A 25,978-nucleotide genomic window follows, 5' to 3' on the forward strand; every position below is an offset into this window, starting at 1 on the left:
ATCATACCCCCGTTAATTTTGTAAAATAGCTTTTCTAGCTAATTCATCAGCGACTTTATTTTGACTACTTGGAATCCACTTAATAAAAAAGAGATCGAAATTTTTTATGTATTGCAGTGCTTCTTCTAGAAGTGGTGCAAACATTTTATTTTTTGCGTATTCTTTTTCAACAGCTCGCTCAACAAGTTGGGAATCTGTGCGAAAAGATACAATGCTATAATTATGCTCTGCACAATATTTTAATGCTGCAAGTAAAGCGTGGTATTCAGCTTCATGGTTGGACATTGTCCCAAGTGGTAATGATAATTGTACAGGTGGCTGTATGCCTTTAATAAAAACTCCCGCTCCAGAAGGTCCAGGATTTCCTTTTGATGCACCATCGATATATACTTCAATCAAAATGAGAAACCTCCATTTATAAGGTTATCCCCTACGTGAAAACTTTTTAGAAGTAGGGGATAGAGTACTTATCCAATTGTAATGCTATAACGACATGTAAATGTTTCATTCGCTTGTAACGATTGAATTCCTTTTTTTTCTTTAAAATCTTTTGCTTGCTTTATTTCATCAGCAATTCCGTACCAAGGTTCAATACATAAGAAAGGTGCGTTATCTACTGGTGTCCACACGCCGACAAATGGGAAACCATCAAATGCTACTTTTACAAATTTATTATGTTTATGAGAACGAATTGAAATTTCATTCGTATTCATATTTTCAAAAATAAGTGCGTCATTTTTGAATAAATCATATGTAAGTGGCAATTCTTTTGTATTTTCAGCGATTAGTTCCTTTTCATTTGAAAGAAAAGGGCCTTCTAATATACTAGTTTCTAAACGTTCAGATCCATTAAATGATAGATGATAATCTGCAAATGATTCGCCGGCTAATAAAGGACAGTTGAATCCAGGGTGTGCTCCGATTGAAAAGAACATCTCTTTTGAAGCGGGGTTGTTTACTTCATATGTAACATGTATATTTTGTTCGTCTACTTCATAAGAAACGAGTAATTCAAATTCATATGGATAGTTTTTTAATGTCTCTTCATTACTAGTAACGCTATAAGTAATTTTTGTTTCACTTTGTTCTTGTACAGAGAACATTAGATCACGAGCAAAACCGTGTTGTGTTAATGAATAAGGTTTACCGTCTACGTAGTATGTATTTTCTACTAATCGACCGACGATTGGGAACAAAATTGGTGCACGACGTCCCCAATAAGTAGAATCACCTTGCCATAAATATTCTGTGTTGTCTTCTTTTAAGCGAACGCTTTGTAATTCTGCACCTTTGTCAGAAATGGAAACGATCACTTTTTCATTTTGAATTGTTACTGTCATGAAATGGAACCTCCTAAATCTTTCATACGTTATATTATACGTCTTCTATAAGAAAAAGGGTAGTTAATGATAGGAATCTATTGACGGAAGAGTGCATATTGCGTAAAATGTAATCTTGTTGCCTAAAAACGAATAACGTGGTTCGAAACCATCCCACGTAAAAAAACTAAGGAGATTTTGTCATGAATATAAGAACATTAGTCGGTAATGGTATTTTAGCGGCATTATATATTGCTGTTTCTATGCTTATTCAGCCATTTGGCTTTACGAATGTACAGTTTCGTATTTCAGAGATGTTTAACCATCTCGTTGTATTCAATAAGAAAGCAATTTACGGGATTGTATTAGGTGTATTTTTAACGAATCTCTTTTTCTCACCAATGATCGCTTACGATTTAGTATTTGGAGTAGGGCAATCAATTCTTGCATTACTTGCAACTATTATTTCTATGCGCTTCATTAAAGGTGTTTGGGCTCGTATGATTTTTAATACAGTGATCTTTACAGTCACAATGTTTATGATAGCAATCGAACTTCATCTTGCATTTGATCTGCCATTTTTATTAACATGGCTAACGTGTGCAGTTGGTGAATTTGTTGTAATGGCGATTGGTATGCCTGTAATGTACTGGATTAATAAGCGAGTACAATTTGAAAGATTTATGTAATAGGTGAAAGAGCCGTTCCTTATATAGGATGGCTCTTTTTGTATGTGATTATATTGAATATAATACAGTGACTCTTGATAAAATATAATAAAATAAATATAAGAAGTCTTATATAAGGGGAATCTAGTATGAAATATAAAATGCATTGGTTGTATAAAACGAAGCGCGGTTTACAAACTGAATTAACAACAGACTATATGAACATAGAAGAAGTACTTCAATTTGCGGAGGATTTTGAGAAAACAGGAAGGGTAAAAGAGCTTTTATTTTACGATGAAATGGACGCGGAATGGTCATTAAAAGAAATGAAAAAATTGAGTAAGCAAGTGGAGGAAGAGATTCAAGAAATTCAAGTTTATTTTGATGGTGGCTATGATGTGCAGACGAAAGAAGCTGGGGTTGGCATATGTGTATACTATAAAAAAGGAAATACAAATTATCGAATTCGTCGCAATGCATACATAGAAGGCATATATGATAATAACGAAGCGGAGTATGCAGCATTATTATACGGGATAAATATACTTGAGGAATTAGGAATTAAATATGAAGCAGTTACACTTCGTGGAGATTCCCAAGTTGTACTGCAGCAATTAGCTGGTGAATGGCCTTGCTATGATGAACATTTAAATCATTACTTAGATCAAATTGAACAAAAAGCGAAGCAAATGAAATTAAAGTTTGTTTGTGAACCGATATCTAGAAAACAAAATAAAGAGGCACATCAATTAGCAGCGCAAGCATTAGAAGGGACGACAATTGATAGTCATAAAGAAATAACCGAATAGAGAGGTGCACACGTGAATAAAAAGCAACTCATTACAGAGGTAAATGACTTATTAGAAACGTATTGCGAAGGGTGTTTCTTGCAGGAACATAATCGGAGAAATCATAGTAAATACTATGCCCATTCTTTTTGTATACGGCAATGTACGGTTGGAGAGAAATTGAAAAAGTATGGGGAGCAATTGTCATGAAAAAACATCCAGAGAATTTTCTCTGGATGTTTTTTAGTGCTTCGCTTCGTGTAATTGATGCTCGCATTTACTTAATTTTTTTTCTTCATTCATTAGAAATGGCTCATCTAAATCCGTCGCAACGGATTTCATAATTTCCAGCTGAGAACGAGCCGCTTCTACTGCAGTAGTGGCATGTTCTAATGTGTCTGGATCCATTGAAATTGTTGCAGAACCGACCATTTTTTGTGCTGTTTCTACACGGAATTTTACTTCTTCAAAATCATTTACATGTGAACTCATTGTTATTGCCTCCTTTGTATTTTGCGCATTTCACATAGTTTTTGCTCTGTAAAACGGAAATATACAAAGGAATAACAAAGGAGGTTACCAAGTAAGGTAACCTCCTGTCATATGTTGGATTAAAGTTTTACTACGTTAGCAGCTTGAGGTCCACGGTTTCCTTCAGTAATGTCGAAAGATACTTCTTGACCTTCCTCTAAAGCTTTGTAGCCGTCGCCTTGAATAGCAGAGAAATGTACGAATACATCATCAGAGCCTTCCATTTCGATAAATCCAAAACCTTTTTCATTGTTAAACCATTTTACTTTTCCTTGCATGTTACAATTCCTCCTAAAAAACGATTACTTTTTTTCATTTAGTGAAATTCATTTGAAAAGATAATATAAATTAAAAATGCTATATTCTCGAATATTCTGCTAAATGATTAATTTAAATATACACGAATTGGTAGAATTTAGTCAAGTAAGCGGTTTTAAATTTTTGTATTTTTAAATAATTTTTCGTTCAAATTTATAAAAAGGTATAGGACAAGCTGATTATGTAATATTCTTAAATGAATGCTGTACATAATGAGGTGAAAGAATGGGTGAGTCTTATTTATTAGATAATGAAGGAATGAAAAATAGAGACGATATACCGAATTGGGTTGCGAAAGAATTTAATAATTTTTCGAATGTCGTGCTAGAACCCACTTTTCCATGTTATTTCGGTTTGACAGCTTTAAAAAAGAATGAGCTTCGTTATTCATTTCTCTCTCGTAATGATTGGAGTCATTTGCCGAATACAATGTTATCTTTCTTAGAGTTAATGAAAGAGCGACCAATTGTAAGAAGAGGATTTTTTCTTTTTGTAGAACCTGAACGTGAAGAGCAGCCACTCGAATATTATCGTGATTATTTTTGGAAAGTACTACAGTATTTACATGAAAAAGATAATCAAACATGGCCGAAGCAAATTCCGAAAGATCCAGACCATTATTTGTGGGAATTTTCATTTGGGGGTGAACCGATATTTGCGTTTGGGAATGCGCCGGCTTATAAACAGCGAAAGACTAGGCATTTAGGAAATTCCCTTGTTATTGGATTCCAGCCACGCACTATTTTCGATGGATTAGAAGGAGATCGTCCTAAAGGTGCATATTCCAGACAAATGGTCCGTGAGCGAGTTGAAAAATGGGATCAGTTGCCGAAGCATCCTAACATTAGTCACTATGGTGATATAGATCATCGTGAATGGAAACAGTATTTTATTGGGGATGATATTGAGCTGATTAAAGGTAAATGTCCTTTTCATCATAAAGTGAAACTTTAATCAGCGGGGAGGGTTCATCCCCCACTGATTATTATCCCGCAAATAGCGGGATAAGGTAGAGAAATGAGGGCCATCAACTGGATGGCTCTTTTGCATATTTTGGATAAAAAAAGGGTATTTTAATAGTGGATATTTCTTATGAAGCGAGTCTATTTTTCATATTTGCATCATTACTTAGTAGTAAAGGAAGTAGAAAGGATAGAGCGATGTTTGGAGCGATTATACAGCAAATAGTATTAGGTATTTCATTAGCTGCACCGGTAGGTCCGATTAATATTGAGATGTTAAAACGAGGAATTGAACGCGGATTTTGGCATGCTTGGATTGTTGGAATTGGGGGAATGACTGCAGATATTTTGTTTATGCTTCTTATTTATTTCGGTTTATCTTCTGTGTTTATGTATACATATGTACAAGCTTTTATGTATTGCACTGGGTTTTTCTTATTGTTTTATTTAGGATTTCAAAGTGTAAAACAAGGGATTTCTCACGCGAATATGGAATATAAACAAGAAGAGGTAGGTGGACTTAAACAATCTTTTATGGCGGGATTTTTAATCGCGATATCCAATCCGTTAAATCTTGTTTTTTGGTTTGGTATATACGGAAGTACACTTAGCTCATTGCTTACGAAGGTAACGAAACAAGAAGCTTTTTTATACAGTCTTTGTATTATTGTTGGTATTATTTTATGGAATTTAAATATTGCTTTTTCTGTTCATTTTGGAAGAACTTTATTAAAGAAAAAAGCACTTGGCTATATTACAGCAGGAGCAGGTATTATTTTAGTGGGATATTCTATCCATTTTGCATACAAAGCTTTACAGTTGTTCACATAAGATTGAAGGGGAGATTTTTATGTATCGAACCACTATTGACGGAAAAGAAATTATCATCACTTTAGCACCAAAAATTCGAAAAGAAATTACTGATAGAAATCCACTATATGAAGCGGTATTTAACAATGCAGCAAGGTTGCTGCAAACGAAACAACCAACGTTTGCGGTAAATCATGAAGTATTTGGGCTTATTATTGGAGAAGTACAAAGGGGAGAAGTAACAGTATTTGCAGTGGAACACATTATTCCGAAGCAAAATATATTTGGTCCGAACACTTTTTTCTCGACAATAGAGCAGCAGGCAAATTTGTAAAGTGAATAGAATAAGAATAAAATAGAAATAGTCGTAACGATAGGTTGCGGCTGTTTTTTTGGAGAAGGGGGAAGAAAGATGAAGAGAGTGGTAAAGGAGTTCTTTTTACAACATGATATTGTTATTATGTATAGTGTCCTATTAATTTTTATCATTATTTTAAAAATGCAATTTTTCACATGGATCGGTATTTTATCGTGTCTTGCTGGAGTCGTTTTTTATACGCTTAACGAATATGTAACTCACCGTTTTTTATTTCACATTAAGCCACCAAAGAATCGTTTTTTATTAAAAATGCTTCGCAGATTACATTATGATCATCACGTGTATCCAGACGATTTGAAATTATTATTTTTACCTGTTTGGTATAGTTTACCTGGTTTTGCAATTTATTTATTCGTTTTATACGGATTTACAAAGAGTGTTACAGTTACACTCTCCTTTGGAATTGGAATGATCATAATGCTTCTCGTTTATGAATGGAAACATTATATTGCACATAAGCCGATTCGTCCCTTTACTAAGTTTGGAAGATGGCTTAAAAAACAGCATATATTACATCATTACAAAAATGAAAAGTATTGGTTTGGTGTTTCTAATCCAGTGTATGATTTTTTATTCGGTACGTATAAAGATGGGAAAGATGTTGAACTTAGTGAAACGGCTCGTAATTTAGAAAAGAAGAAAGAGACAGAAGTAGTGCAATAGCACTACTTTTTTGCGTCTTAATGAGGGAAAAGATTGATTTAGGTTTCACCTTATTTTGAAAAAGTATATTAAAAATTTAGGGAGAAATGACGAAAAATGTCTATCGAAAAATCTTTGCAGGAACGTAAGGATTGTCTAAAATAAATATAAGTTTCTGAATATTTATAAAATTTAGTCTTTAGGTATACAAGGGGGAATTGTATTTCAAGTAAGAGAGGGGATCGGAGAATGAAACGAGATGATACGTCAGCACGTAAGTTGCAAAATGAGGTGAATTATACAGAGGTTGTTCAGTCAGAAGAATTTCAATTGTTATTAAATAGGAAAAAGAAGTTTATCGTTCCAATGAGTATTTTCTTTTTAAGTTTTTTTATTGCACTACCTATTTTAACATCGTATTCAAAGGTGCTCAATACACCGGCATTTGGTGATATTACTTGGGCGTGGGTATTTGCTGTTGCGCAATTTATAATGACATGGACATTATGTATGATTTATAGCAAAAAAGCAGAATCCTTTGATGAAATCTCGCAAAAAATTCTGCAAGATATGCAAAAAGGGAGGGGCTGAATTTGAATACAACTGCTTTTGCACTATTTTTAATTATCGTCCTTGGTACACTCGTTATAACTTATTTCGCATCGAAAAAAACGAAAAATGCGAGTGAATTTTATACGGCTGGAGGGGGATTAACTGGTTGGCAAAATGGTCTGGCCATCGCCGGTGATTACATGTCTGCTGCGTCATTTCTTGGCATCGCCGGAGCGATAGCATTAACAGGATTTGATGGGTTCTTTTATAGTATAGGTTTCTTAGTTGCTTACTTAGTTGTATTGTACCTAGTTGCAGAACCGCTTAGAAATTTAGGGAAGTATACGTTAGCTGATATGATTGCGGCGCGTTTTGATGCAAAGAAGGTTCGCGGGATTGCAGCATTAAATACGATGACGATTTCAATTTTTTATATGATTGCACAATTAGTTGGTGCGGGTGCACTTATTAAATTATTATTAGGAATTGAATATACGACAGCCGTATTAATCGTTGGTACACTTATGACAGTATACGTTATTTTTGGTGGTATGACGGCTACAAGTTGGGTGCAAATTGTAAAGGCTTTACTACTAATGGCTGGTACTTTTATTATTTCTGTTATCGTTTTTGCAAAATTTAATTTTAGTGTGACAGAAATGTTCGCTCAAATGAAAACAGCTACTCCATTAAAAGATTCGTTTTTAAATCCGGGAGTGAAGTATAAAAATGGTCTTGATACACTTTCTTTAAATTTAGGACTGGTTCTTGGTACAGCGGGATTACCGCATATTCTTGTCCGCTTTTTTACAGTACGTGATGCAAAAACTGCGCGTCAATCTGTTGTATATGCTACGTGGTTAATTGGGGCATTTTATATTATGACAATTTTCTTAGGATTTGGTGCGGCGGCGTTTGTAGGAAATGAGGCAATTATTAAAGCAAATCCAGCCGGTAATATGGCAGCACCTTTGTTAGCGAAAGCGTTAGGCGGAGATTTCTTATTCGCGTTCGTATCGGCGATTGCTTTTGCAACCATTTTAGCTGTGGTAGCAGGTCTTGTATTAACAGCAGCTTCAGCATTTGCTCATGATTTTTATAACGAGATTATTCGCAAAGGAAAATCAACGGAAAAAGAGCAAGTGTCAATGGCCCGCTATGCGTCTATTGGAGTAGCGATAGTATCTATTATACTCGCTTTGTTTGCTCAAACATTGAACGTAGCATTTCTAGTATCGCTTGCATTTGCAGTTGCAGCGAGTGCTAATTTACCAGTTATATTATTTACGATATATTGGAAACGCTTTAATACAACGGGTGCTATTTGTGGCATGGTCGTTGGTCTTATCTCAGCAATTGTTCTTGTAGTGCTAAGTCCAAACGTTTGGAATCCGGTAGCAGGGAAAGCTATTTTTGTTGGAGAGGCGATATTCCCATATACGACACCTGGAATTATTTCTATTCCGCTTGGATTCCTTGCCGCATATTTAGGAACAATTTTCTCTAGTAAGAAAGAAGATGCAGCAAAATTTGATGAAATTCTTGTGAAATCTAATACTGGTCATGGTATTAGTGATGCATCTACACATTAAAAAAGAGGAGCTTTTCGAATTATAAGAAAAGCTCCTTTTTCTTTTGTCATTTTCTTATAAATATTACTTTATTTTTGGTAGGATTTGTCTTGGTTTTGTGGAATGAAAATAGGCAGGGAGAAATTTAACTCATCATGGGACCAGCGCAGCTTTGTGAAAAATAAGTTGTTATGGAAGGTGGAAGAAAGGATGAAAACAAAACAAACAGATGAATTATTAGCAAAAGATGAGCAATATGTTTGGCACGGAATGCGTCCCTTTAGCCCGAGTAGTACAATGGTAGGAGCAAAAGCAGAAGGGTGCTGGGTTGAAGATATACAAGGAAAAAGATATTTAGATGGTATGAGTGGTCTTTGGTGTGTAAATAGCGGATATGGGCGAAAAGAGCTCGCAGAGGCAGCTTATAAGCAATTGCAAACATTGTCATACTTTCCGATGTCACAATCACATGAACCAGCAATTAAGCTCGCTGAAAAGTTAAACGAGTGGCTTGGTGGAGAGTATGTTATATTCTTCTCTAATAGTGGATCAGAAGCGAATGAAACAGCTTTTAAAATAGCAAGGCAATATTATGCTCAAAAAGGTGAACCACATCGTTATAAATTTATGTCACGTTATCGTGGTTATCACGGAAATACAATGGCAACGATGGCGGCGACTGGACAAGCGCAGCGCAGATACCAATATGAGCCATTTGCATCAGGGTTTTTACATGTAACGCCTCCGGATTGTTACCGTATGCCAGAAATGGAATCGCAAAATATTTATGATGTAGAGTGTGTGAAAGAAGTAGATCGTGTTATGACGTGGGAATTAAGCGAAACGATAGCCGGATTTATAATGGAGCCGATTATTACAGGTGGAGGTATTTTAATGCCGCCACAAGACTATATGAAAGCGATTCATGAAACGTGTCAAAAACACGGTGCACTACTTATTAGTGATGAAGTTATTTGTGGTTTCGGCCGTACAGGAAAGGCATTTGGATTTATGAATTATGACGTTAAGCCGGATATCGTTACAATGGCAAAAGGTATTACGAGCGCGTACTTACCATTATCAGCAACAGCTGTGAAAAAAGAAATTTATGAAGCATTTAAAGGAACCGGAGAATATGAATTCTTCAGACATATAAATACATTTGGTGGAAATCCAGCTGCTTGTGCATTAGCGCTTAAAAATTTAGAGATTATGGAAAATGAAAATTTAATTGAGCGCTCTGCACAAATGGGTTCACTTTTATTAGATCAATTAAAAGAAGAAATTGGAGAACATCCGCTTGTTGGGAATATTAGAGGGAAAGGGCTATTAGTTGGAATTGAACTAGTAAATGATAAAGCGACGAAAGAACCAATTGATAACGACAAAATCGCAAGTGTTGTAAATGCTTGTAAAGAAAAAGGGCTCATTATCGGAAGAAACGGTATGACAACAGCAGGTTATAATAACGTCTTAACATTAGCGCCGCCGCTTATTATTTCAAGTGAAGAAATTGCCTTTGTTGTTGGAACGTTGAAGACAGCTATGGAACGTATTTAGTAACTAGGACGAGAGAAGCGAGCTGTAATATAAGGCTCGCTTTTGTTTATTATTTTGATTAGGGGGTGCATTAATAGATAAGTATGATTTTAACCAACATTATCACATTGGCTATTATGAAGATGGGCATGACTTAGAAGTGACCGCATATAAAAGAATAAATGAACCAATTTGGGATGCTTATATTCCACAATATGAGGTAGACGATTTTTATAAAAAGGTGGAGAAAATGAAGCTAGGTGAATATATAGATGACTATGGTATAAAAGTATATTCATTTAGTGATGATATCGATGATGAGGAAGTACGAACTATTTTTGAAAAATGGTTAAAAACGAATGTGATTGTTTAAAGATGAAATGAAAAAGGAGATTCCTATCTTATAAAATAGGAATCTCCTTTTATTATATTAAACTTATTTACTTGCTTTCATTGCTTTATCTTTTGCACCAAAAGTGTATTTTAACATTGGTGGTGTAATCATTGTTGTTAAAATAACGACAATAACGATAGATGTAAAGTAGTCTTGCGCTAATAGACCAGAAGCAAGTCCCGTTTGTGCGATGATAAGAGCAACTTCACCACGAGAAACCATACCAGCACCGATAATTGCAGAAGACTTTGCATCAAATCCAGTCATTCGTGCACCGAATCCACAACCGATTAGTTTTGTGAATACAGCGATTACTGTTAATGCTAAAATGAACCAAATTTGATCACCAATACCGTCAAATGTAATATTCATACCGATACTAACGAAGAAGACTGGTACGAACATAGCATAAGCGATTGGTTCTACTTTCTTTTCTACTTCATGTTTGTAGTTCGTTTGAGAAATTGCGATACCAGCTGCGAAAGCACCGATAATACCAGCAATTCCTAATAGTTCGCCGAAATATGCGAATGAGAAACAGATGATAAGTGCTGCACTTACGATAGACTCAGATACGCGGAGTGGTGATAACCAACGCATAATCGCTGGAACACCTTTCCATCCGATTAAAATAATAGAAGCGAAGAATACTACTTTCTTCAAGATAATCATTGTTAAATTAACATCATCTGTACCTAAGAAGCTCATTGCAAATGCTAATAAAATAACAACAAGAATGTCATCAAATACAGCTGCTCCAAGCATCGTTGTACTTTCACGTGTTTTCATCTTACCTAAATCGCGAAGTGTTTGAACGGAAATACTAACACTTGTCGCACATAGAAGTAATCCTAAAAAGACAGCGTTCCCTTGTTCCATTCCCATAACAAGACCGGCAACATAACCACCTACGAATGGAAGAACGATACCTCCAACCGCAACTGCTAAAGAAGAATTACGGTTTTCATTTAATTCTTTTAAGTCTGTTTCAAGTCCAGCCATAAACATTAAAAGAATAACCCCGACGTTACTTAATTGTGTTAGAAGTTCTGAATTATCAATCCAACCTAATACAGCTGGACCGATAACGATACCGACAATTAATTTACCAAGTACAGAAGGTTGACCTAATCTTACGCTAAGATCGCCAGCAAGTTTTGTACTTAATAAAATAAGTGCGATTTGAAAGAAAAATTCGAATTCCATCTGATCCTCTCCTTATCACTTTGTATTTTTATTAAACGATTTCTCGGAATTTGCTTAATGATGATATGTAAAATTACATTAAACAAAGGGTCTTTTTACAAGTTCTTTTGAACTCGTAATTTGAACCTGTAATTAATATATAATATATTTTATAAAAAATCAACGGAAAAATAGTAGGTTTTCATGAGAGGATTCGTTTTAGAAATGGGGGATATAGCTATATAATAAGAAGTAATAAAGCTTACATATAATGAATGGAGAAAGAAAAATGTTATTAAATCAACGCTTTACAATTGGAGAAATGGCGAAAATGCATAATATAGCGGAATCTACATTACGTTATTATGATGAGAAAGGTATTTTTCATCCGTCAACTGTTGACCCTCAAACCAATTATCGCTATTACACAATTGATCAGTTTTCACTATTAGATACGATTAAATTTTTACGCCAATTGAATATCCCGTTAAAGGAAATCAAGAAATATATTGATGAACGAAACCCCTCTTATGCGCTGAATTTACTTGAAAAACAACAAGAAATGATGCTGAAAAAGCAAAGAGAAATCGAGTATGCTTTGGCAAAAATGGAACATAAAATCCATTTAATGAAGAAAGCGACGAGATCAGAAGCGAATCAAATTATTTATAAAAAGATATCGAAACGAAAAATCACAGCAATTGCAGTTGCGCCTAATACAACGGATGATATGTTTGAGTATTATATCCATTCGCTGCAAAAAAATATAAAGCAAATTGATAATAGTTTATTTTCAGGAGATATCGGTGTAACAGTTTCAAAAAAAGCATTACTTCAAAATGAGTTTCAAGCATATAACAGTGTGTTTATTCTATTGGATTACATGCCTTTTCAAGTACATACTTCAGATGAAATAAAAGAAGGGATATTTGCTTGTTCTTATCATCATGGACCATATGAAGAAACAGATGAAACGTATACGGAATTATTAAAGCACATTGATAACGAAGGATACGAAGTGTGCGGAGATGCGCTTGAGCTTGCGTTAATTGATTGGTCTGTAACAGAAAATCCGAAGGAGCAAGTAACGGAAATTCAAATACCAGTTGCTAAAAAATAAATAAACAATAAGCTTATATATTTTTCAATTCTCTATTGACCTTCAAGTTACTTGAAGGTTTAAACTGTGAACAGAGCGTTGAGAAAAAGGAGCATATTAGTATGGAAGCAACAGAAAAATTAAGAGAAAAACCGATAAAAAGTTTATTTATTTCGTATTTAATACCAGCAGTTCTTGGGATGGTATTAATGTCAGTGAATATCATGATTGATGCGGTCATGATTAGTAGAGGAGTTGGAGCGAACGGTTTAGCAGGAGTAAACGTGGCTGTTCCAGCGTTTTCAATTTTCTTCTCTATCTCATTATGGATTGGAATGGGTGGAGCAACGCTATATTCTATTGCACTAGGTGAAAATAAATTAGAAAGAGCAAGATCTATTTTTACTCAATCTATGACAGTGGCAGTTATTATCGTAGGTGTTTTAGCGGCTATTTGCTTATGGAGAATAGAAGATTTAGCATATCTGTTTGGTGCAAATGAAGTGATTTTACCATATGCGTTAGACTATTTACACGTGTTATTAACATTTGGAATGATATATGTTTTAGAAAATATTTTAAGCACATTTATACGTAACGATGGAAATCCTAATTTAGCAATGGCAGGTCTTGTCGTAACAGCTGTATTGAACATTATCTTTGACTATATCTTTATTTTCATCTTTGGATGGGGCGTAACAGGTGCTGCATCAGCGACTATTCTTTCGGCAGCAATTGGTTTCCTAGTATTATTAAAACACTTCTTTAGAAAAAGTAGTGTTTTAAAGTGGACGAAATTCCATTTTGAATGGGATACGGTTAAACAAATTATGGTGATTGGTTTCCCGAGCTTTACAACTGAAATTACAGTAGCGATTGTAACGGTTGGTTTTAATATTGCTTTTGTTCAATATGCAGGAGAAGTAGGTGTCGCTTCTTATGCGATGGTCAATAGTATTCATGCAATGACATTACTATTATTCTTCGGTGTTGGTGCTGCATTACAACCTATTGCTAGTTTCCATTATGGTGCAAATTTACCAGAAAGACTGCGTGAAGGATTACGGTTGGCTGTAAAAATTGCAGTTGTACTCGGAGGCGTAGCAATTGTTGTCGGTTTATTCTTCGGGAAATATATAATTGGTTTATTTGATGTTCAATCCCCAGAACTATTGGAGTTAACGTTAACAGGTATAAGTTTATTCTTTATCCAATATGTATTTTTAGGCTATAACATCGTGTATGGTGAATATTTCCAATCTGTGCGACAAACGACAAAATCAGTTCTTATTATTTTGAGCCGTGGTTTACTATTTATTATCCCACTGTTATGGATTATGCCGAAATTATTTGGCGTAAATGGAATTTGGCTCGTTATGCCAGTAGCAGAAATATTGACAGCAATCATTGTATTTACGATGAATCGTATGAAACATCCTGTTCCATTAAACTTGGCGGGAAAGAAAGAAGCAATATAATAAAAAAGTCCCCTTGAAAATAATTAAGGGGATTTTTTCATTCCTTTAAACTAATAGCAAAAGATCCATCTGTTTCCTGCACAGAAGCGAAAGCAACGTTTTTAATATTTGTAACGCCTTTCGCCTGTAACTCTGCATGTAACCACTTTACATTTTTATGGATTAGCTTTAAGTTATCGTATTGAATTTGTGAATCAACGATAAGAGCAATTGGTAATCCAGAATACTTAACATCTATATTCATATCTTTCGGAGTCAATGGTATGAGTTCTCTTTTTGGCAAAATACTTATAGATCCATTTGCTTCTAAAATTGCATATTCAATTTCATGAACACTCGGATAGCCTGCAACACGGAGGTTGGATAGTAATTCGGCAATTGGATATCTACTCTTCTTTAGGTTTTCAAAAATAATATCTCCATGTTTTATTAAAATAATGGGATGCCCGAGAATGAAGCGATTCAATTTATTTAATAAGCTTAGCTTTGTAAGTAGTAGATGTAAGCATGTAATGGCAACCATGCCGGAAAAAGCTTGCAAAGCACCGTCGACTGGTATCGCTTGAAAGGCCAAATAAGATAAAAAGATAATTGCGCCAAAATCATGAGGAGTTAGTTGTGCTAGTGCGGATTTCCCTAATAACTTAAGTGATATTAAAAATAAAATAAAAAAGAACGATACATTACATAAAAAGACGAGCAATATGTACACTCCTTCGTGCGAAGTTGTACTTACTATTCCCAAAGATATGATAAATATTACTTTTAGAGGGGAATTTAGACTGAATTGGAATTTATCTGTATACAAACGACTTAGTGGATATTATGATGAACAAATAGAGAAAATAGGAGTATATGTGAATGCTAAAGAAAAAAATTATTAAGTATAGTTTAGTTATGTTGATGATTTGCGCTGTTTATGTGGGATTTTTACAATATAACATTTATAAGCATGGTCATATGAAAGCACCAGATGAAGTGGATTACATGATTGTACTAGGCTCGAAAGTAAATGGAACGAAACCGTCTTATTCACTGCAATATCGTATCGATAAAGCAGCTGAGTATTTAAAATCACATGAGAAAACAATTGCTATCGTATCTGGAGGGCGAGGAAAAGGCGAAGATATTTCAGAAGCTTTAGCAATGAAACAAGGATTAATGAAACAAAATATTGCAGAAGACCGAATAATAATGGAAGACCGTTCGACGAGTACGGATGAAAATATTAAATTCTCAAAACCTCTTATCTCTGAAAATATGAAAAAAGGGATGATTGTAACGAACGATTTTCATATGTTTCGAGCGAAAAAGATTGCGGAAAAACAAGGATTAACATTAGAAGGTCTCCCGGCAAAAACACCGAAACCAATTATCATCCAATCGAACGTTAGAGAATATTTAGCAATCACACAATATTGGTTATTAAATCGAATATAATCAACTTGAATCCCACCTGAAATTTTAGGTGGGATTTACCTTAATGTAAATCTTACAAATATGTCATCTTAATGAAAGGTAAAGCGATAGTTTCTAAAGTGGTTTCCTGACATAATGAAGGTAACAAAAAACTTTAGAGGTGAATCGTATGAAAGGGAATAATATATTATCTTCGCTATGTTACTTTAGTATCTTTTTTGCACCATTTTTACTGCCAATTATCGTTTATTTCGTTGCGGAAGATGAAGTGAAATATCATGCAAAAAAAGCATTTTGGTCCCACGTTTTCCCGTATGTAATCCTATTTGGTGGATTAGCATTATCAGGAGTATACGGCTTAAGCTTCAATCAGTCTGAGAGCGTTGGAATTGGGATGATTATAACGTATGCAGTGTTTATTCTTGTAGGGATTTACTATTTCATTTGGAATATTGTTAAAGGTATTAAAGTTTTGAAAGCGGCTTAACAAGAATTACTATCATATAAATCCGTCGTTATTTGTCGAAACGTCGATATAATTTCATTTACCGTAACAAAAGACACTTTAAAAAAAGAGTAATTCGCAAAGAATTGCTCTTTTTGTGCTTATAAGTTGTGAATAATGAAAAAGATATGTTAATTTTTCATTATGGAGAGAAAAAAGGAGGGATTTTTATGAATGAGATTATACATAAAATGGAGCAACACGTTTCAGTTCGTAAATATAAAGAAGAACCAATTTCAAAAGATGTAGTGGAAAGAATGGTGCAAGCTGCTCAGCATGCCGCTTCTTCACATTTTGTCCAGGCGTACTCGGTTATTTCTGTAACAGATAAGGAACTAAAAGTTAAATTAGCTGAGCTATCTGGAAATCGTCATGTGAAAGATTGCGCAGCATTCTTTGTTTGTTGTGCAGACTTAAAGAGACTTGAAATTGCATGTGAAAAACATGGTACAGAGATAAAACATGAAGGGGTGGAAGACTTTATCGTTGCGACGGTAGACGCTTCACTTTTTGCACAAAACTTAGCACTTACAGCAGAATCATTAGGATACGGTATTTGTTATATCGGTGGAATTCGTAATAATCCGAAAGAAGTAAGCGAATTGCTTCATTTACCGGATAAAGTATATCCTGTGTTCGGAATGACAGTCGGTGTACCAGATGAAGATCATGGAGTTAAACCGCGGTTACCAGTAGCAGCCATTCTTCATGAAAATGGATATAATGAAAAGAAATATGATGAATTGTTAAACGAATACGATGATACGATGAGCGCGTATTACAAAGAAAGATCGTCAAATCAAAAAAAAGTAACATGGACGGAATCAATGAGTTCATTTATGGCCAAAGAGAAGAGAATGCATATGAAAGAGTTTTTGAGTGAGAAAGGATTTAATAAGAAATAAGTAAAAGGACAAACCTGAGATGTGGGTTTGTCCTTTTTTAGAGGAGAAATATAATAATTTTCGAATATGTATAGAGGGGGAAGATAACATGAAGAAAGCTTTGATTTTTCTATTTGATGGATTTGCAGAATTTGAAGTGAATATAGCAAGTTTATGTTTGATAAGTAAAGGGTTTGAAGTAATAACAGCAACTGTAGACGGGACAACAGTTACAGGAGAAGGTGGATTTTTGTGTCGACCACATGTTTCTATAGGTCATATTGAAGTAGTGGATTATGAAGTGTTTATTGTACCAGGAGGGCATATTTTTCACCATTTAGAAAATGAACAACTGTTATCTATTGTGAGCGAATTACATAAGCAAAATAAATGCATAGCGGGGATTTGTGCCGGGACATCTCTACTGCATGCAGCTGGAGTGCTTAATGAGAAAAAATTCTCAACATCATTAACACCAGAGGTAGAACATTTAGCACATCTACATAAATGGGAATATAAACAAGAAGAAGATGTAACTGTGGATGGGAAAATTATTACAGCAGTAGGATCTGCATATGTTGAATTTGCTATTGAAATTGTGAAACAGCTCAATTTATTTAATGAAAGTGAAGTTAATGAAAATCTTCAATACTTTAAAAATATAAAAACAGTATGTGGTGAGACGTTAGTTTAAGTTATAACATCACTTGTAAAACCGAAGCTAAGAAAGTGGGACCCGCTTTCTCAACTTCGGTTTTTTAGTTGTTATTATATAAAATGAAAATAAAAATTGATAAATTTTTAAAAAAGTGATAGAAAATGAGAAGGGATTTCCAATAGTAAGTAAAAGCAGTTGCTAAAGGGGAACTGAGGGAGGAAGATGCTTATGATTTTCGATTCTGAAGAGGATTTAATTATAGCAATGTAAAAAGCGGCCAAATAGCCGCTTTTTATTGTGCAGTTAATATTCTAGTGATGATCCTGTAGGTTTAAAATATTTTTCTCCTGAAGGAGTCGTTACTTGGATTGCTAATAAACAGGAAAGGAAAAGGATGAGTAAAGAGCTACTTATCACAGTAATTTGAACGGAAAGAAACTGTGCAGATGCTCCAATTGCTAAAATGAAAAAGATTTGGATAAAGTTTTTTATTGAGTCAAATACGCTATCGATACGTCCTATCATATGTACAGGGATGTTATTTTGATAAAATGTTATAAATCCAGTACCAGCAAATGATGAAGCGATCCCAAGTAAAATGAAACCACTTGCTGCGACCGTAAATGAATTTGAAAAGGCGAAAATCACATAGCCTACTGCTGTAAAAATCATACCTAAGCCGATGCAATATTGAATCGGTAATCGTTTTACAAAGAGAGAGACAAGAAATGAACCACAAACGTAAGCTGCCCCGGTTATACTAACGAGCATGCTATATTTTACATCCGATAAAAACAGTACTTGTCTTGTAAAAACAACTTCTTGTGAATCCAGTGCCATTGAGACAAGCATTGTGGCTTGGAATAGAACGAATACGAGAATAATGTAAGTTTCAGTCCGTGCGAATGAAAAGACTTGTTTCCAATCGCTTCGTAATGTTTGTACGAAAGTATTTGTAACCTCTTTGTTTTGCTTTGTTTGTAATGTGATGTTTGGCAAGAAGTAAATGAGAATGGTAGAAAGTAGAAATGAAATTGAGTTGCAGTAAATAACAAAGGCTGCCGAGTATGTAGTGAGAAGTATTCCAGCAAGAGCCGGACCGATAATAAAAGCCCCATTTGTACACAGGCTATTCCAAGCATTAAATTGAGCACGTTCTTCAGCTGGTATGAGCATGGTTTTATAAGTGAATGAAGCTGGATCGAAAAATGATGTAGCAATACGAGTCAAAAAGATAAAAATATAAATTGCCCAAATAGAATCAAATAGTGGAATACAGCCGATGAGCACTGCTCGAATAATATCTGTGATAAGCATAATTGACCGTTTGTTTAAACGATCTACTATACTACCAGACCATATTTTTGTGACAACGGTGGCAATTGGACCAACGATCCATAATCCTGCTACAGCAGCGGGAGAGTTTGTACTATTTAATACCATTAAGTTTAGAGCTATGAGGTACATAAAATCACCTAAACGAGAAATGCCTGTTCCCGACAATAATAATAGTTTATTTTTCATGGGCATATGGACCTTTCTTTCATTGTTTTTTTATACGGCAGGAAATAGCGTATTCCTTTTCAGAGTTTGATTGACGAGCGGTTTTGTTTTCCCAGCGTAATAAAACTTGTGAAATCTCCCAAGTGAGTTGTTGTAATTCCTCTGGAGTTAAAAATAAATGAGAAACAATGTGGCTCCCTGTATTTGTTCCTTCCGTGCCCGCTTCTTCAATATAAAAATGAGCAGACTTTGCTTTGTAATATTTTTCTATAATTCCCCGTTTTTCTTTTGTATCTACTAATTCAAGTAACCCTCCGTCATATAAAATTTGAATGTGATAGTGAACACTGCCAGCAGATTTATTTAGTTTAGTAGCTACTTGCTTTGCAGTGAGTGTTTCGTCTTTTAAAAGGTGAAGAATTTGAATACGAGTTGCATTGGAAATTAGCTTTTGTTGTTCAGCTGAAATGGTAAGTCGATCCTCAAACATTATGGTAGCTCCTTTCTTATAATCTAATTTTATTGTACGTTCTAAAAAATTAGAACGTAAGAGAAATAAATCGCCTTTTTCCTATGAATTTCGACATAAATAAAAATAGCATGTACATAAACATGCTATTAAGCTATTTTAGATTCTTCACTTAGTTCCCCGCGATAAAACAAGAAAATCCATATAAAACTAACGAAAATACAGCATATAGCTAGCGAACTACCGATTATTTGCGGAGAAAATATTTCTAAAAGCCATCCTGTTATAAACATTGATAACTGAATAAGAGATCCGTAAACGAAGACTCTGTTATGTTATAGACGAATGTTAATACAGCTGCAGTATGAAACCAATCTCCAAGTATACTGAATGTTTGACCTTAAAATAGTTTTTGGAAGTTTTCCTCTCAATCCTTTCGACATATGCTGAAGAGCTCCCAACATCATGGTTGCATCCCTTTTTGAATATTAGTAATACTTACTTACAAATTAAAATCTTTAATTTTATTTAATTATTATTTATAAGTATACTTAACGTAATAATATTTTGAATATTTGCAAAATAATCATTCAAACACTTGCAAATGAATAAAGGGGGGGAATCATTTAATGAGTTATAATTTAGACGAAAATCTGAAAAGAAGTGCAAGTAAGTTCCCAGACAGTATCGCTTATATCTATAGAGATAAAAGTGTTACTTATAAAGAACTAAATCAGCAGGTAGATCAATTGGCTGCTGGTTTGTCTGCCCGAGGAATTGGGAAGGGAGATGGAGTGGCTCTTTTATTAAGAAATAGCCCGGAATTTCTTATTACGTATTACGGCATTTTACGATTAGGTGCATTTGTTGTTCCGATGAATCCTTTGTATACCAAAGAGGAAATCAACTACATTTTAGACGATAGCCAAGTTAAAGCGGCTATTGCTCACGTATCTGTAGAACCGAAGTTATCAGAAGTAAAGGAACAATTGAAAAATCTAAAGGTAGTCATTTATACAGATGCCGAGGATCAGGAATGTACATGGGAGCATCTGATGGAAACAAATAATAATGTTTGGCTAAGCCCTTTCATTGATCAGGAAGACCTTGCAGTCATTTTATACACATCAGGAACAACAGGGAAACCAAAGGGTGCGATGTTATCACATCGGAATTTGGCTTCGAATGCAGACGCCATTTCAGAATTAATTGAACTTCATGGTAAAGATTGTGTAGTAGCTGTTCTACCGATGTTCCATGTTTTTTGTATGACTATTTGCCTGAATGCCCCAATTGCTTGCGGGGCAACTGTCCTGATCCTACCTAAATTCAGCCCTCTTGATGTAATCAATACCATTCGAGAAAAAAAGGCAACAGTGTTTGCTGGAGTTCCTACGATGTATAATTTTATCTTGCAATTGCCTGAATCCACTGCAGAAGATTTCTTATCCATTCGCTTGTGTATCTCAGGAGGCGCATCGATTCCGGTCGAGCTGCTACAAAAATTTGAAAACAAATATAACGTTTTTATTTTGGAAGGGTATGGCCTTTCGGAAACTGCTCCTCTTGTCGCTATTAATCCTTTAAAGGGAACCCGCAAACCAGGTTCTATCGGCCTAAATATACCAGGACTCAAGAGCAAAATTGTCAATGAGAACGGAAAAGAATTGCCCAGAGGAGAAGTCGGAGAATTAGTAGTTCAAGGGCCAAACGTAATGAAGGGATACTTGAGGATGCAGGAAGCTACATCAGCAGTCTTAATAGATGGATGGTTTTACACTGATGATCTAGCAACAATGGATGAAGAAGGATACATCTGCATCGTGGATCGCAAGAAGGACATGATTATTGTTGGTGGATACAATGTGTATCCTCGTGAAGTGGAGGAAGTTCTGTATCAACATCCTGCTGTTATAGAGGCGGCCGTAATCGGAGTTTCCGATGGAGAATACGAAGAGAAAGTAAAAGCTTATGTCGTAGTCAATGATGAACGAATCACCATGAATGACATTATCCAATTTTGTAAGGATAAGCTGGTTAAGTACAAGCTTCCTAGTCAAGTGGAATTTTCTAAAGGGTTACCTAAGAACTCAACAGGTAAAATTTTGCGCAGAGAGTTAAGACAATTGCTTGAAGTTAAGTAAGAAACTAATTAACTAACCTTATTATTGAAGGAGGATTATTTATGTCGCTCATTTTAAAGGAAAAAGTTCAAGGACCAGTAGCGTGGAAAAGTATTGATCTAGCTAAAGATGATTCATGGGTTTATTATTTGTCTGAGAAAACAATAGAATCTATCGAAAGCGCTTTATTTCATATTAAACAAAAGGGTTTAAAAGCACCTAATTTTAACAAGGAAGACTTCCTGATTCCAGATCTCTCTGACGAAATTGCATACTTTGTGGAAGAATTAGAGAATGGGAGGGGGTTTCTATTAATTCGTGGATTGCCAATGGAAAAGTATACTGATGAAGAAGTGAGCATTATTTATTGGGGGCTCGGACTTCACATGGGCATTCCGGTATCGCAAAACGCAAATGGTGATCTCTTAGGGCACGTCATTGATCAAGGTCTAAGTTTAGAAAATTCAAATGTACGTGGTTACCAAACGAAACTGCATCTTCCTTTTCACGCAGATGGATCTGATGTCGTTGGATTATTAAGCCTTCGAAAAGGGAAATCTGGGGGATTCAGTAGTATCATAAGCTCAATGGCTGTTTATAATGAAATTCTTGAGAAGTACCCAGAGTATTTGGGAATTCTCTGTCGTCCATTTATCTTTGATCGTCGTGGCGAGGAATCGCCAGGTGAATCGCCAGTATTTACATCACCAATTTTTAGCTACTATGATGGTAAATTGAGCTGCAGATATGTCCGTACATTTATAGAATCAGCACAGGCGAAAACAGGTATCCATTTGTCAAAAGTTGAAATCGAAGCTTTAGATATACTGGATTCCATCCTTCATGATGAAAATATGCATTATAATATGATGTTGGAAGAAGGTGATATGCAATTTGTCAATAATTATACAGTTCTTCACTCACGTACTCAATACGAAGACTATGAAGAACCGGAACGCAAACGCCATTTATTAAGATTATGGCTCACGATGCCAAATGGCCGAGAAATTGCACATGATTTTGCGATGTTTATTGATGAGAAAACAGGTAAAGCAGGTCGCGGCGGTATTCCCGTCCGTAGAAAAACATCTGGTGGTATCATAGAAAGCTTAAAGTAATTGGATTTGAATCACAAAGACTTAACTGTATAAATCGATTCATTAGAACACCAATTGATTCATGTAATGGGGAGCGCCTTTTCAGATGGCAGGAAAAGGTTTTCCCTTGATGGTAAAAATAGGGGGAATTTATACGTCGAGCACACCAAAATATTCTTGGATTATATTATTATTTCTAGTTGCTTCAGGTATGATCAACCAAGTTGATAAAATTGTTATTGGTTTGGTTTCCGTTCCTCTAATGAAAGAGTTACATTTAAGCCCTTCACAATGGGGATTGGTCGGAAGTTCCTTCTTTTGGTTCTTTACCTTTTCCTCTATCATTCTTGGTGGTATGGCCGATTCTAAAAATACGAAAAAAATGTTAACTTGGATGTCGCTGGCATGGTTGATTATTCAATTTCTCACACCTTTTGTTTCTAGTCTATCCCTGCTAGTCTTTACAAGAATGATCTTGGGAGCAGGAGAGGGTCCAGCCCCTGCCTTATCAACGGCAATAATGGGAAAATGGTTCCCGAAACATAGACATGGTATAGGCTTTGGTGCAGTTCTGTTAGGAACGACAGGCGGATCAGCTATTGCTTCACCATTATTAATCTCCTTAATCGATCAATATGGATGGAGATCTGCTTTTATAGCCATGGGGATTGTTGGACTTATTGTGCTAGTTTTATGGGTCATTTTCGGTAAAGAATGTCCACAAGAAATTGGATTGCCTTCTTTTCATCAAGAGGATCAGCATTCATCAACCCTTTCTAAGGTTTCTTGGCGTCAATTTCTTCCGCATCTTTTATCTAAAAATTTTGTTTTTACCGTTTTATGTGGAGGTTGTGCCTATTGGCTTTTGTCTGTTCAAGCAATATGGTTTCCGGCATACTTTACCAAAGTTCAACATTTTAATGGTCAAACATTAAAACTAGCCGTGTCACTACCTTTTCTTTTCGCTGCCATTAGTCAAATCGGATTTTCCATGCTATCAGACCGGATTTATCGCAAAACTGGGGATATTCGTAAAGCACGAATAAATCTTGCCGGTTCCATGATGGTGCTATCTGCTCTTTGTGTGTATATAGCAAATGCTGTGAATTCTTCTGCTGTGTCCATCCTGTTCTTCACCCTTGCTCCAGGTTTTGCGTATGTCATTCTTTCACTCGCACCCGCAATATTTATGGATTTTTTTTCTCCCAAAAACATCGGAAAAGCACAAGGGACGTTCATTGCTCTTGCAAGCTCAACAAGTATTATTGCTCCACTCGTATTCGGATATTTCATCCAGTATGCAGCGACTGAGTCAATTGGATATCGTTATGGGTTTCAAGTAACTGCTTTAGGGATGTTCGTTATCGGATTATTGTTTTGGATCGTTGTACGTCCCGCAAAGCAGAATAACACAAAAATAAAAACAGAGGAGCAAGTAGGGGTACAGTAATAACTTCAACGAAAAATCGTCTTAGTTAGTAAGTATATCAAATTGAGGTATGGTGACCATAATTCTGTTGATGGATTATTTGGTCAATGAATCTATTACTTAGTTTTTTGAAATGGTTGTTTATGAGATTGGATGCCGGTATATATAAATACAACTAATTTATAATTGTAAAAAATAAATTCGTAATATTCAGTGAGTTTATAGGCGTTTTGGAAAATAGCGAGAGGTTCGGGTCAAATGCGGTTAAGACGCTTCGCTTTTCTTCATTGTTAATGATAAAAAAATTCAGTGATCTTAAGTAGGAAAATAACCAAATTAATAAAGGAGGATTATTTATGTCGATCATCTTAAAGGGAAAAATTAAAGGGCGTTCAGTGTGGAAGGGTATTGAACTAGCTAAAGATGATTCATGGATTTATTATTTGTCCGAGAAAATGATCGCTGCACTTGAGAAGGCTGTATTACATGTTCAGCGTAAGGGATTAAAAGTACCTGATTTTGGAAAAGAGGATTTCCCGATTTCGGATCTTGCCGACGAAATCACTTACTTTGTTGACGAACTAGAAAATGGTAGAGGGTTCCTATTGATTCGTGGATTGCCAATGGAACGTTATACGGATGAAGAAGCAAGCATCATTTACTGGGGCCTCGGAATTTACCTAGGTATTCCAATCATTCAAAGTAAAAAAGGTGACCTTTTAGGGCATATCAAAGACGTAGGTCTCGACTTTAAAAATACAAGTGTACGTGGTTACCAAACGAATGTACATCTTCCTTATCACACAGACCTCGCTGATGTAGTTGGCTTACTATGCCTGCGCAAAGCGAAATCTGGTGGTCTAAGTAGTATCGCAAGTTCTATGGCTATTTATAATGAAATTCTGGAGAAGTACCCAGAGTATCTTGGAATTCTTTATCGTCCATTCTTCCATGATCTTCGCGGGGAAGAAGCACCAAGTTCATCTCCGGTAGTTTTATCACCAATCTTTAGTTATTACGATGGTAAATTGAGCTGCAGATGGATACGAAATTATATCGAATCTGCACAAACGAAAACAGATGTTTCTTTGACGAAATTAGAAATCGAAGCATTTGATTTACTAGATTCCCTTACTCATGATAAGAACATGCATATTGATATGATGATGGAACCAGGTGATATGCAATTCGTTAATAATTATACAGTTATGCATTCACGCACAGTATTTGAAGATTATGAAGAAGATGAGCGCAAACGTCATTTATTAAGATTGTGGCTTATGATGCCAAATGGTAGAAAAATTGCCCCAGATTTCGAGTTTTATATCGGAGGAGTACCTGTAAATAGATAAAGTGAAGCTTCTATCAGTGGGGGGCATCCCCTGCTGATGGAAAGCTCATTTAATCGGGCTCTTACTGCCAGTTAATGCGGGATATATATATGGTGAGAAATAAAATCACCATTGTATATTTTTTAATGATGAAGTGAATTTGAAGGTTTCAGGACAGGAAGAAAGGTTTAGGAAATATTTGGGTTAGTTTTAAAATAAATTGAAATGAGGCTGATGTTTCTTGGTAAATTTAGATCCGCAAGCAGAAAAATATTTACAAGTATGTAATCAGATGCCGCCAATTCATACGATGGATCCTAAGGCA

The 25,978-nt window shown here is 35.3% G+C and carries 29 protein-coding genes, 1 pseudogene and 1 riboswitch; of the genes and pseudogenes, 21 read left to right on the forward strand and 9 right to left on the reverse strand.

All coding sequences use genetic code 11. The features are described 5' to 3' along the window. Positions 1 to 12 precede the first annotated feature (12 nt). Complete coding sequence (locus tag MR109_RS09135; protein ID WP_048373284.1) at positions 13 to 399, reverse strand: reverse transcriptase-like protein; 387 nt, start codon at positions 397 to 399, stop codon at positions 13 to 15. A 68-nt stretch (positions 400 to 467) separates the two neighbouring features. Next, complete coding sequence (locus MR109_RS09140) at positions 468 to 1,340, reverse strand: aldose 1-epimerase family protein (protein ID WP_242271825.1); 873 nt, start codon at positions 1,338 to 1,340, stop codon at positions 468 to 470. A 131-nt stretch (positions 1,341 to 1,471) separates the two neighbouring features. Then, positions 1,472 to 1,516: riboswitch (PreQ1 riboswitch) on the forward strand. 6 nt (positions 1,517 to 1,522) lie between these two features. Here MR109_RS09140 and MR109_RS09145 point away from each other — a divergent pair. From MR109_RS09145 to MR109_RS09155, 3 genes are all read left to right on the forward strand, one after another. Then, positions 1,523 to 2,008 carry a QueT transporter family protein gene (locus MR109_RS09145; RefSeq protein ID WP_002171225.1) on the forward strand — a complete coding sequence of 162 codons (486 nt, stop codon included), beginning with the start codon at positions 1,523 to 1,525 and terminating at the stop codon, positions 2,006 to 2,008. 128 nt (positions 2,009 to 2,136) lie between these two features. Continuing rightward, a complete protein-coding gene (locus MR109_RS09150; protein WP_002171226.1) occupies positions 2,137 to 2,796 on the forward strand; it encodes a ribonuclease H family protein in 660 nt (219 codons plus the stop codon). Positions 2,797 to 2,808: 12 nt separating this feature from the next. Continuing rightward, positions 2,809 to 2,985 (forward strand): zinc-finger domain-containing protein, encoded by a 177-nt coding sequence (locus MR109_RS09155; protein WP_033795353.1) that lies wholly within the window; start codon positions 2,809 to 2,811, stop codon positions 2,983 to 2,985. A 33-nt stretch (positions 2,986 to 3,018) separates the two neighbouring features. Here MR109_RS09155 and MR109_RS09160 read toward each other — a convergent pair whose 3' ends face one another. Further along, positions 3,019 to 3,267, reverse strand: a complete 249-nt coding sequence (locus tag MR109_RS09160) for a DUF2564 family protein (RefSeq protein WP_048373299.1) — start codon at positions 3,265 to 3,267, stop codon at positions 3,019 to 3,021. A gap of 119 nt (positions 3,268 to 3,386) precedes the next feature. Continuing rightward, positions 3,387 to 3,584: a cold shock-like protein CspB gene (gene cspB / locus MR109_RS09165; protein ID WP_002171227.1), complete on the reverse strand. Its 198-nt coding sequence runs from the start codon at positions 3,582 to 3,584 to the stop codon at positions 3,387 to 3,389. 265 nt (positions 3,585 to 3,849) lie between these two features. On the opposite strand from cspB, the gene MR109_RS09170 reads away from it, so the two are divergent. The 8 genes from MR109_RS09170 (at position 3,850) to MR109_RS09205 (ending at position 10,452) form a co-directional block, all read left to right on the forward strand. Then, on the forward strand, positions 3,850 to 4,578 hold the full coding sequence (locus tag MR109_RS09170) for a YqcI/YcgG family protein (RefSeq protein WP_242271827.1): 729 nt from the start codon (positions 3,850 to 3,852) through the stop codon (positions 4,576 to 4,578). 206 nt (positions 4,579 to 4,784) lie between these two features. Then, positions 4,785 to 5,417: a LysE family transporter gene (locus MR109_RS09175; protein ID WP_025147163.1), complete on the forward strand. Its 633-nt coding sequence runs from the start codon at positions 4,785 to 4,787 to the stop codon at positions 5,415 to 5,417. A gap of 19 nt (positions 5,418 to 5,436) precedes the next feature. Next, positions 5,437 to 5,730, forward strand: a complete 294-nt coding sequence (locus MR109_RS09180; RefSeq protein ID WP_002171230.1) for a hypothetical protein — start codon at positions 5,437 to 5,439, stop codon at positions 5,728 to 5,730. A 78-nt stretch (positions 5,731 to 5,808) separates the two neighbouring features. After that, positions 5,809 to 6,438: a sterol desaturase family protein gene (locus MR109_RS09185; RefSeq protein ID WP_002171231.1), complete on the forward strand. Its 630-nt coding sequence runs from the start codon at positions 5,809 to 5,811 to the stop codon at positions 6,436 to 6,438. A gap of 228 nt (positions 6,439 to 6,666) precedes the next feature. Next, positions 6,667 to 7,008 carry a DUF485 domain-containing protein gene (locus tag MR109_RS09190; RefSeq protein WP_071720957.1) on the forward strand — a complete coding sequence of 114 codons (342 nt, stop codon included), beginning with the start codon at positions 6,667 to 6,669 and terminating at the stop codon, positions 7,006 to 7,008. Between the two features lie 2 nt (positions 7,009 to 7,010). Beyond that, on the forward strand, positions 7,011 to 8,561 hold the full coding sequence (locus tag MR109_RS09195; RefSeq protein WP_025147162.1) for a solute symporter family protein: 1,551 nt from the start codon (positions 7,011 to 7,013) through the stop codon (positions 8,559 to 8,561). 189 nt (positions 8,562 to 8,750) lie between these two features. Then, entirely contained in the window at positions 8,751 to 10,100 is a 1,350-nt protein-coding gene (locus tag MR109_RS09200) for an aspartate aminotransferase family protein (RefSeq protein WP_002171234.1), read from the forward strand. Positions 10,101 to 10,173: 73 nt separating this feature from the next. Beyond that, positions 10,174 to 10,452: a DUF3986 family protein gene (locus tag MR109_RS09205; protein WP_242272025.1), complete on the forward strand. Its 279-nt coding sequence runs from the start codon at positions 10,174 to 10,176 to the stop codon at positions 10,450 to 10,452. Between the two features lie 63 nt (positions 10,453 to 10,515). Here the strand turns inward: MR109_RS09205 and MR109_RS09210 are convergent, their stop codons facing one another. Further along, positions 10,516 to 11,679 (reverse strand): cation:proton antiporter, encoded by a 1,164-nt coding sequence (locus MR109_RS09210; protein WP_098789020.1) that lies wholly within the window; start codon positions 11,677 to 11,679, stop codon positions 10,516 to 10,518. Positions 11,680 to 11,947: 268 nt separating this feature from the next. Between MR109_RS09210 and MR109_RS09215 the strand changes: the two genes are divergently transcribed. Both MR109_RS09215 and MR109_RS09220 read left to right on the forward strand, forming a co-directional pair. Then, positions 11,948 to 12,778 carry a MerR family transcriptional regulator gene (locus MR109_RS09215; RefSeq protein ID WP_098306069.1) on the forward strand — a complete coding sequence of 277 codons (831 nt, stop codon included), beginning with the start codon at positions 11,948 to 11,950 and terminating at the stop codon, positions 12,776 to 12,778. A gap of 101 nt (positions 12,779 to 12,879) precedes the next feature. After that, complete coding sequence (locus tag MR109_RS09220) at positions 12,880 to 14,235, forward strand: MATE family efflux transporter (RefSeq protein WP_242271829.1); 1,356 nt, start codon at positions 12,880 to 12,882, stop codon at positions 14,233 to 14,235. A 37-nt stretch (positions 14,236 to 14,272) separates the two neighbouring features. Here the strand turns inward: MR109_RS09220 and MR109_RS09225 are convergent, their stop codons facing one another. Further along, positions 14,273 to 14,938, reverse strand: a complete 666-nt coding sequence (locus MR109_RS09225) for a DUF421 domain-containing protein (protein ID WP_071720948.1) — start codon at positions 14,936 to 14,938, stop codon at positions 14,273 to 14,275. A gap of 158 nt (positions 14,939 to 15,096) precedes the next feature. Between MR109_RS09225 and MR109_RS09230 the strand changes: the two genes are divergently transcribed. From MR109_RS09230 to MR109_RS09245, 4 genes are all read left to right on the forward strand, one after another. Beyond that, positions 15,097 to 15,675 carry a YdcF family protein gene (locus MR109_RS09230; RefSeq protein ID WP_002171240.1) on the forward strand — a complete coding sequence of 193 codons (579 nt, stop codon included), beginning with the start codon at positions 15,097 to 15,099 and terminating at the stop codon, positions 15,673 to 15,675. 148 nt (positions 15,676 to 15,823) lie between these two features. Further along, complete coding sequence (locus tag MR109_RS09235) at positions 15,824 to 16,141, forward strand: magnetosome magnetite crystal formation protein family (protein ID WP_098306063.1); 318 nt, start codon at positions 15,824 to 15,826, stop codon at positions 16,139 to 16,141. Positions 16,142 to 16,329: 188 nt separating this feature from the next. Next, entirely contained in the window at positions 16,330 to 17,064 is a 735-nt protein-coding gene (gene nfsA, locus MR109_RS09240) for an oxygen-insensitive NADPH nitroreductase (RefSeq protein ID WP_242271831.1), read from the forward strand. A gap of 88 nt (positions 17,065 to 17,152) precedes the next feature. Continuing rightward, entirely contained in the window at positions 17,153 to 17,737 is a 585-nt protein-coding gene (locus tag MR109_RS09245) for a DJ-1/PfpI family protein (protein WP_242271833.1), read from the forward strand. Positions 17,738 to 18,004: 267 nt separating this feature from the next. Here the strand turns inward: MR109_RS09245 and MR109_RS09250 are convergent, their stop codons facing one another. From MR109_RS09250 to MR109_RS09260, 3 genes and pseudogenes are all read right to left on the reverse strand, one after another. Continuing rightward, a complete protein-coding gene (locus MR109_RS09250) occupies positions 18,005 to 19,225 on the reverse strand; it encodes an MFS transporter (RefSeq protein ID WP_242271836.1) in 1,221 nt (406 codons plus the stop codon). 19 nt (positions 19,226 to 19,244) lie between these two features. Further along, a complete protein-coding gene (locus MR109_RS09255; protein WP_048373317.1) occupies positions 19,245 to 19,694 on the reverse strand; it encodes an ArsR/SmtB family transcription factor in 450 nt (149 codons plus the stop codon). Between the two features lie 128 nt (positions 19,695 to 19,822). Further along, positions 19,823 to 19,993: pseudogene (locus MR109_RS09260) on the reverse strand (MFS transporter); the annotation flags it as partial. A 309-nt stretch (positions 19,994 to 20,302) separates the two neighbouring features. Here MR109_RS09260 and MR109_RS09265 point away from each other — a divergent pair. The 4 genes from MR109_RS09265 to MR109_RS09280 all read left to right on the forward strand — a co-directional run bounded on the left by MR109_RS09265 (position 20,303) and on the right by MR109_RS09280 (position 25,674). Beyond that, a complete protein-coding gene (locus tag MR109_RS09265; protein WP_242271838.1) occupies positions 20,303 to 21,817 on the forward strand; it encodes a long-chain-fatty-acid--CoA ligase in 1,515 nt (504 codons plus the stop codon). 41 nt (positions 21,818 to 21,858) lie between these two features. Continuing rightward, a complete protein-coding gene (locus tag MR109_RS09270; RefSeq protein ID WP_242271839.1) occupies positions 21,859 to 22,914 on the forward strand; it encodes a TauD/TfdA family dioxygenase in 1,056 nt (351 codons plus the stop codon). A gap of 85 nt (positions 22,915 to 22,999) precedes the next feature. After that, positions 23,000 to 24,343: an MFS transporter gene (locus tag MR109_RS09275; RefSeq protein ID WP_242271840.1), complete on the forward strand. Its 1,344-nt coding sequence runs from the start codon at positions 23,000 to 23,002 to the stop codon at positions 24,341 to 24,343. A 335-nt stretch (positions 24,344 to 24,678) separates the two neighbouring features. Beyond that, on the forward strand, positions 24,679 to 25,674 hold the full coding sequence (locus MR109_RS09280) for a TauD/TfdA family dioxygenase (RefSeq protein WP_242271841.1): 996 nt from the start codon (positions 24,679 to 24,681) through the stop codon (positions 25,672 to 25,674). Positions 25,675 to 25,978: the final 304 nt, after the last annotated feature.

This window comes from Bacillus cereus group sp. BfR-BA-01310, from assembly GCF_022664325.1.
Classification (GTDB): domain Bacteria; phylum Bacillota; class Bacilli; order Bacillales; family Bacillaceae_G; genus Bacillus_A; species Bacillus_A paramycoides.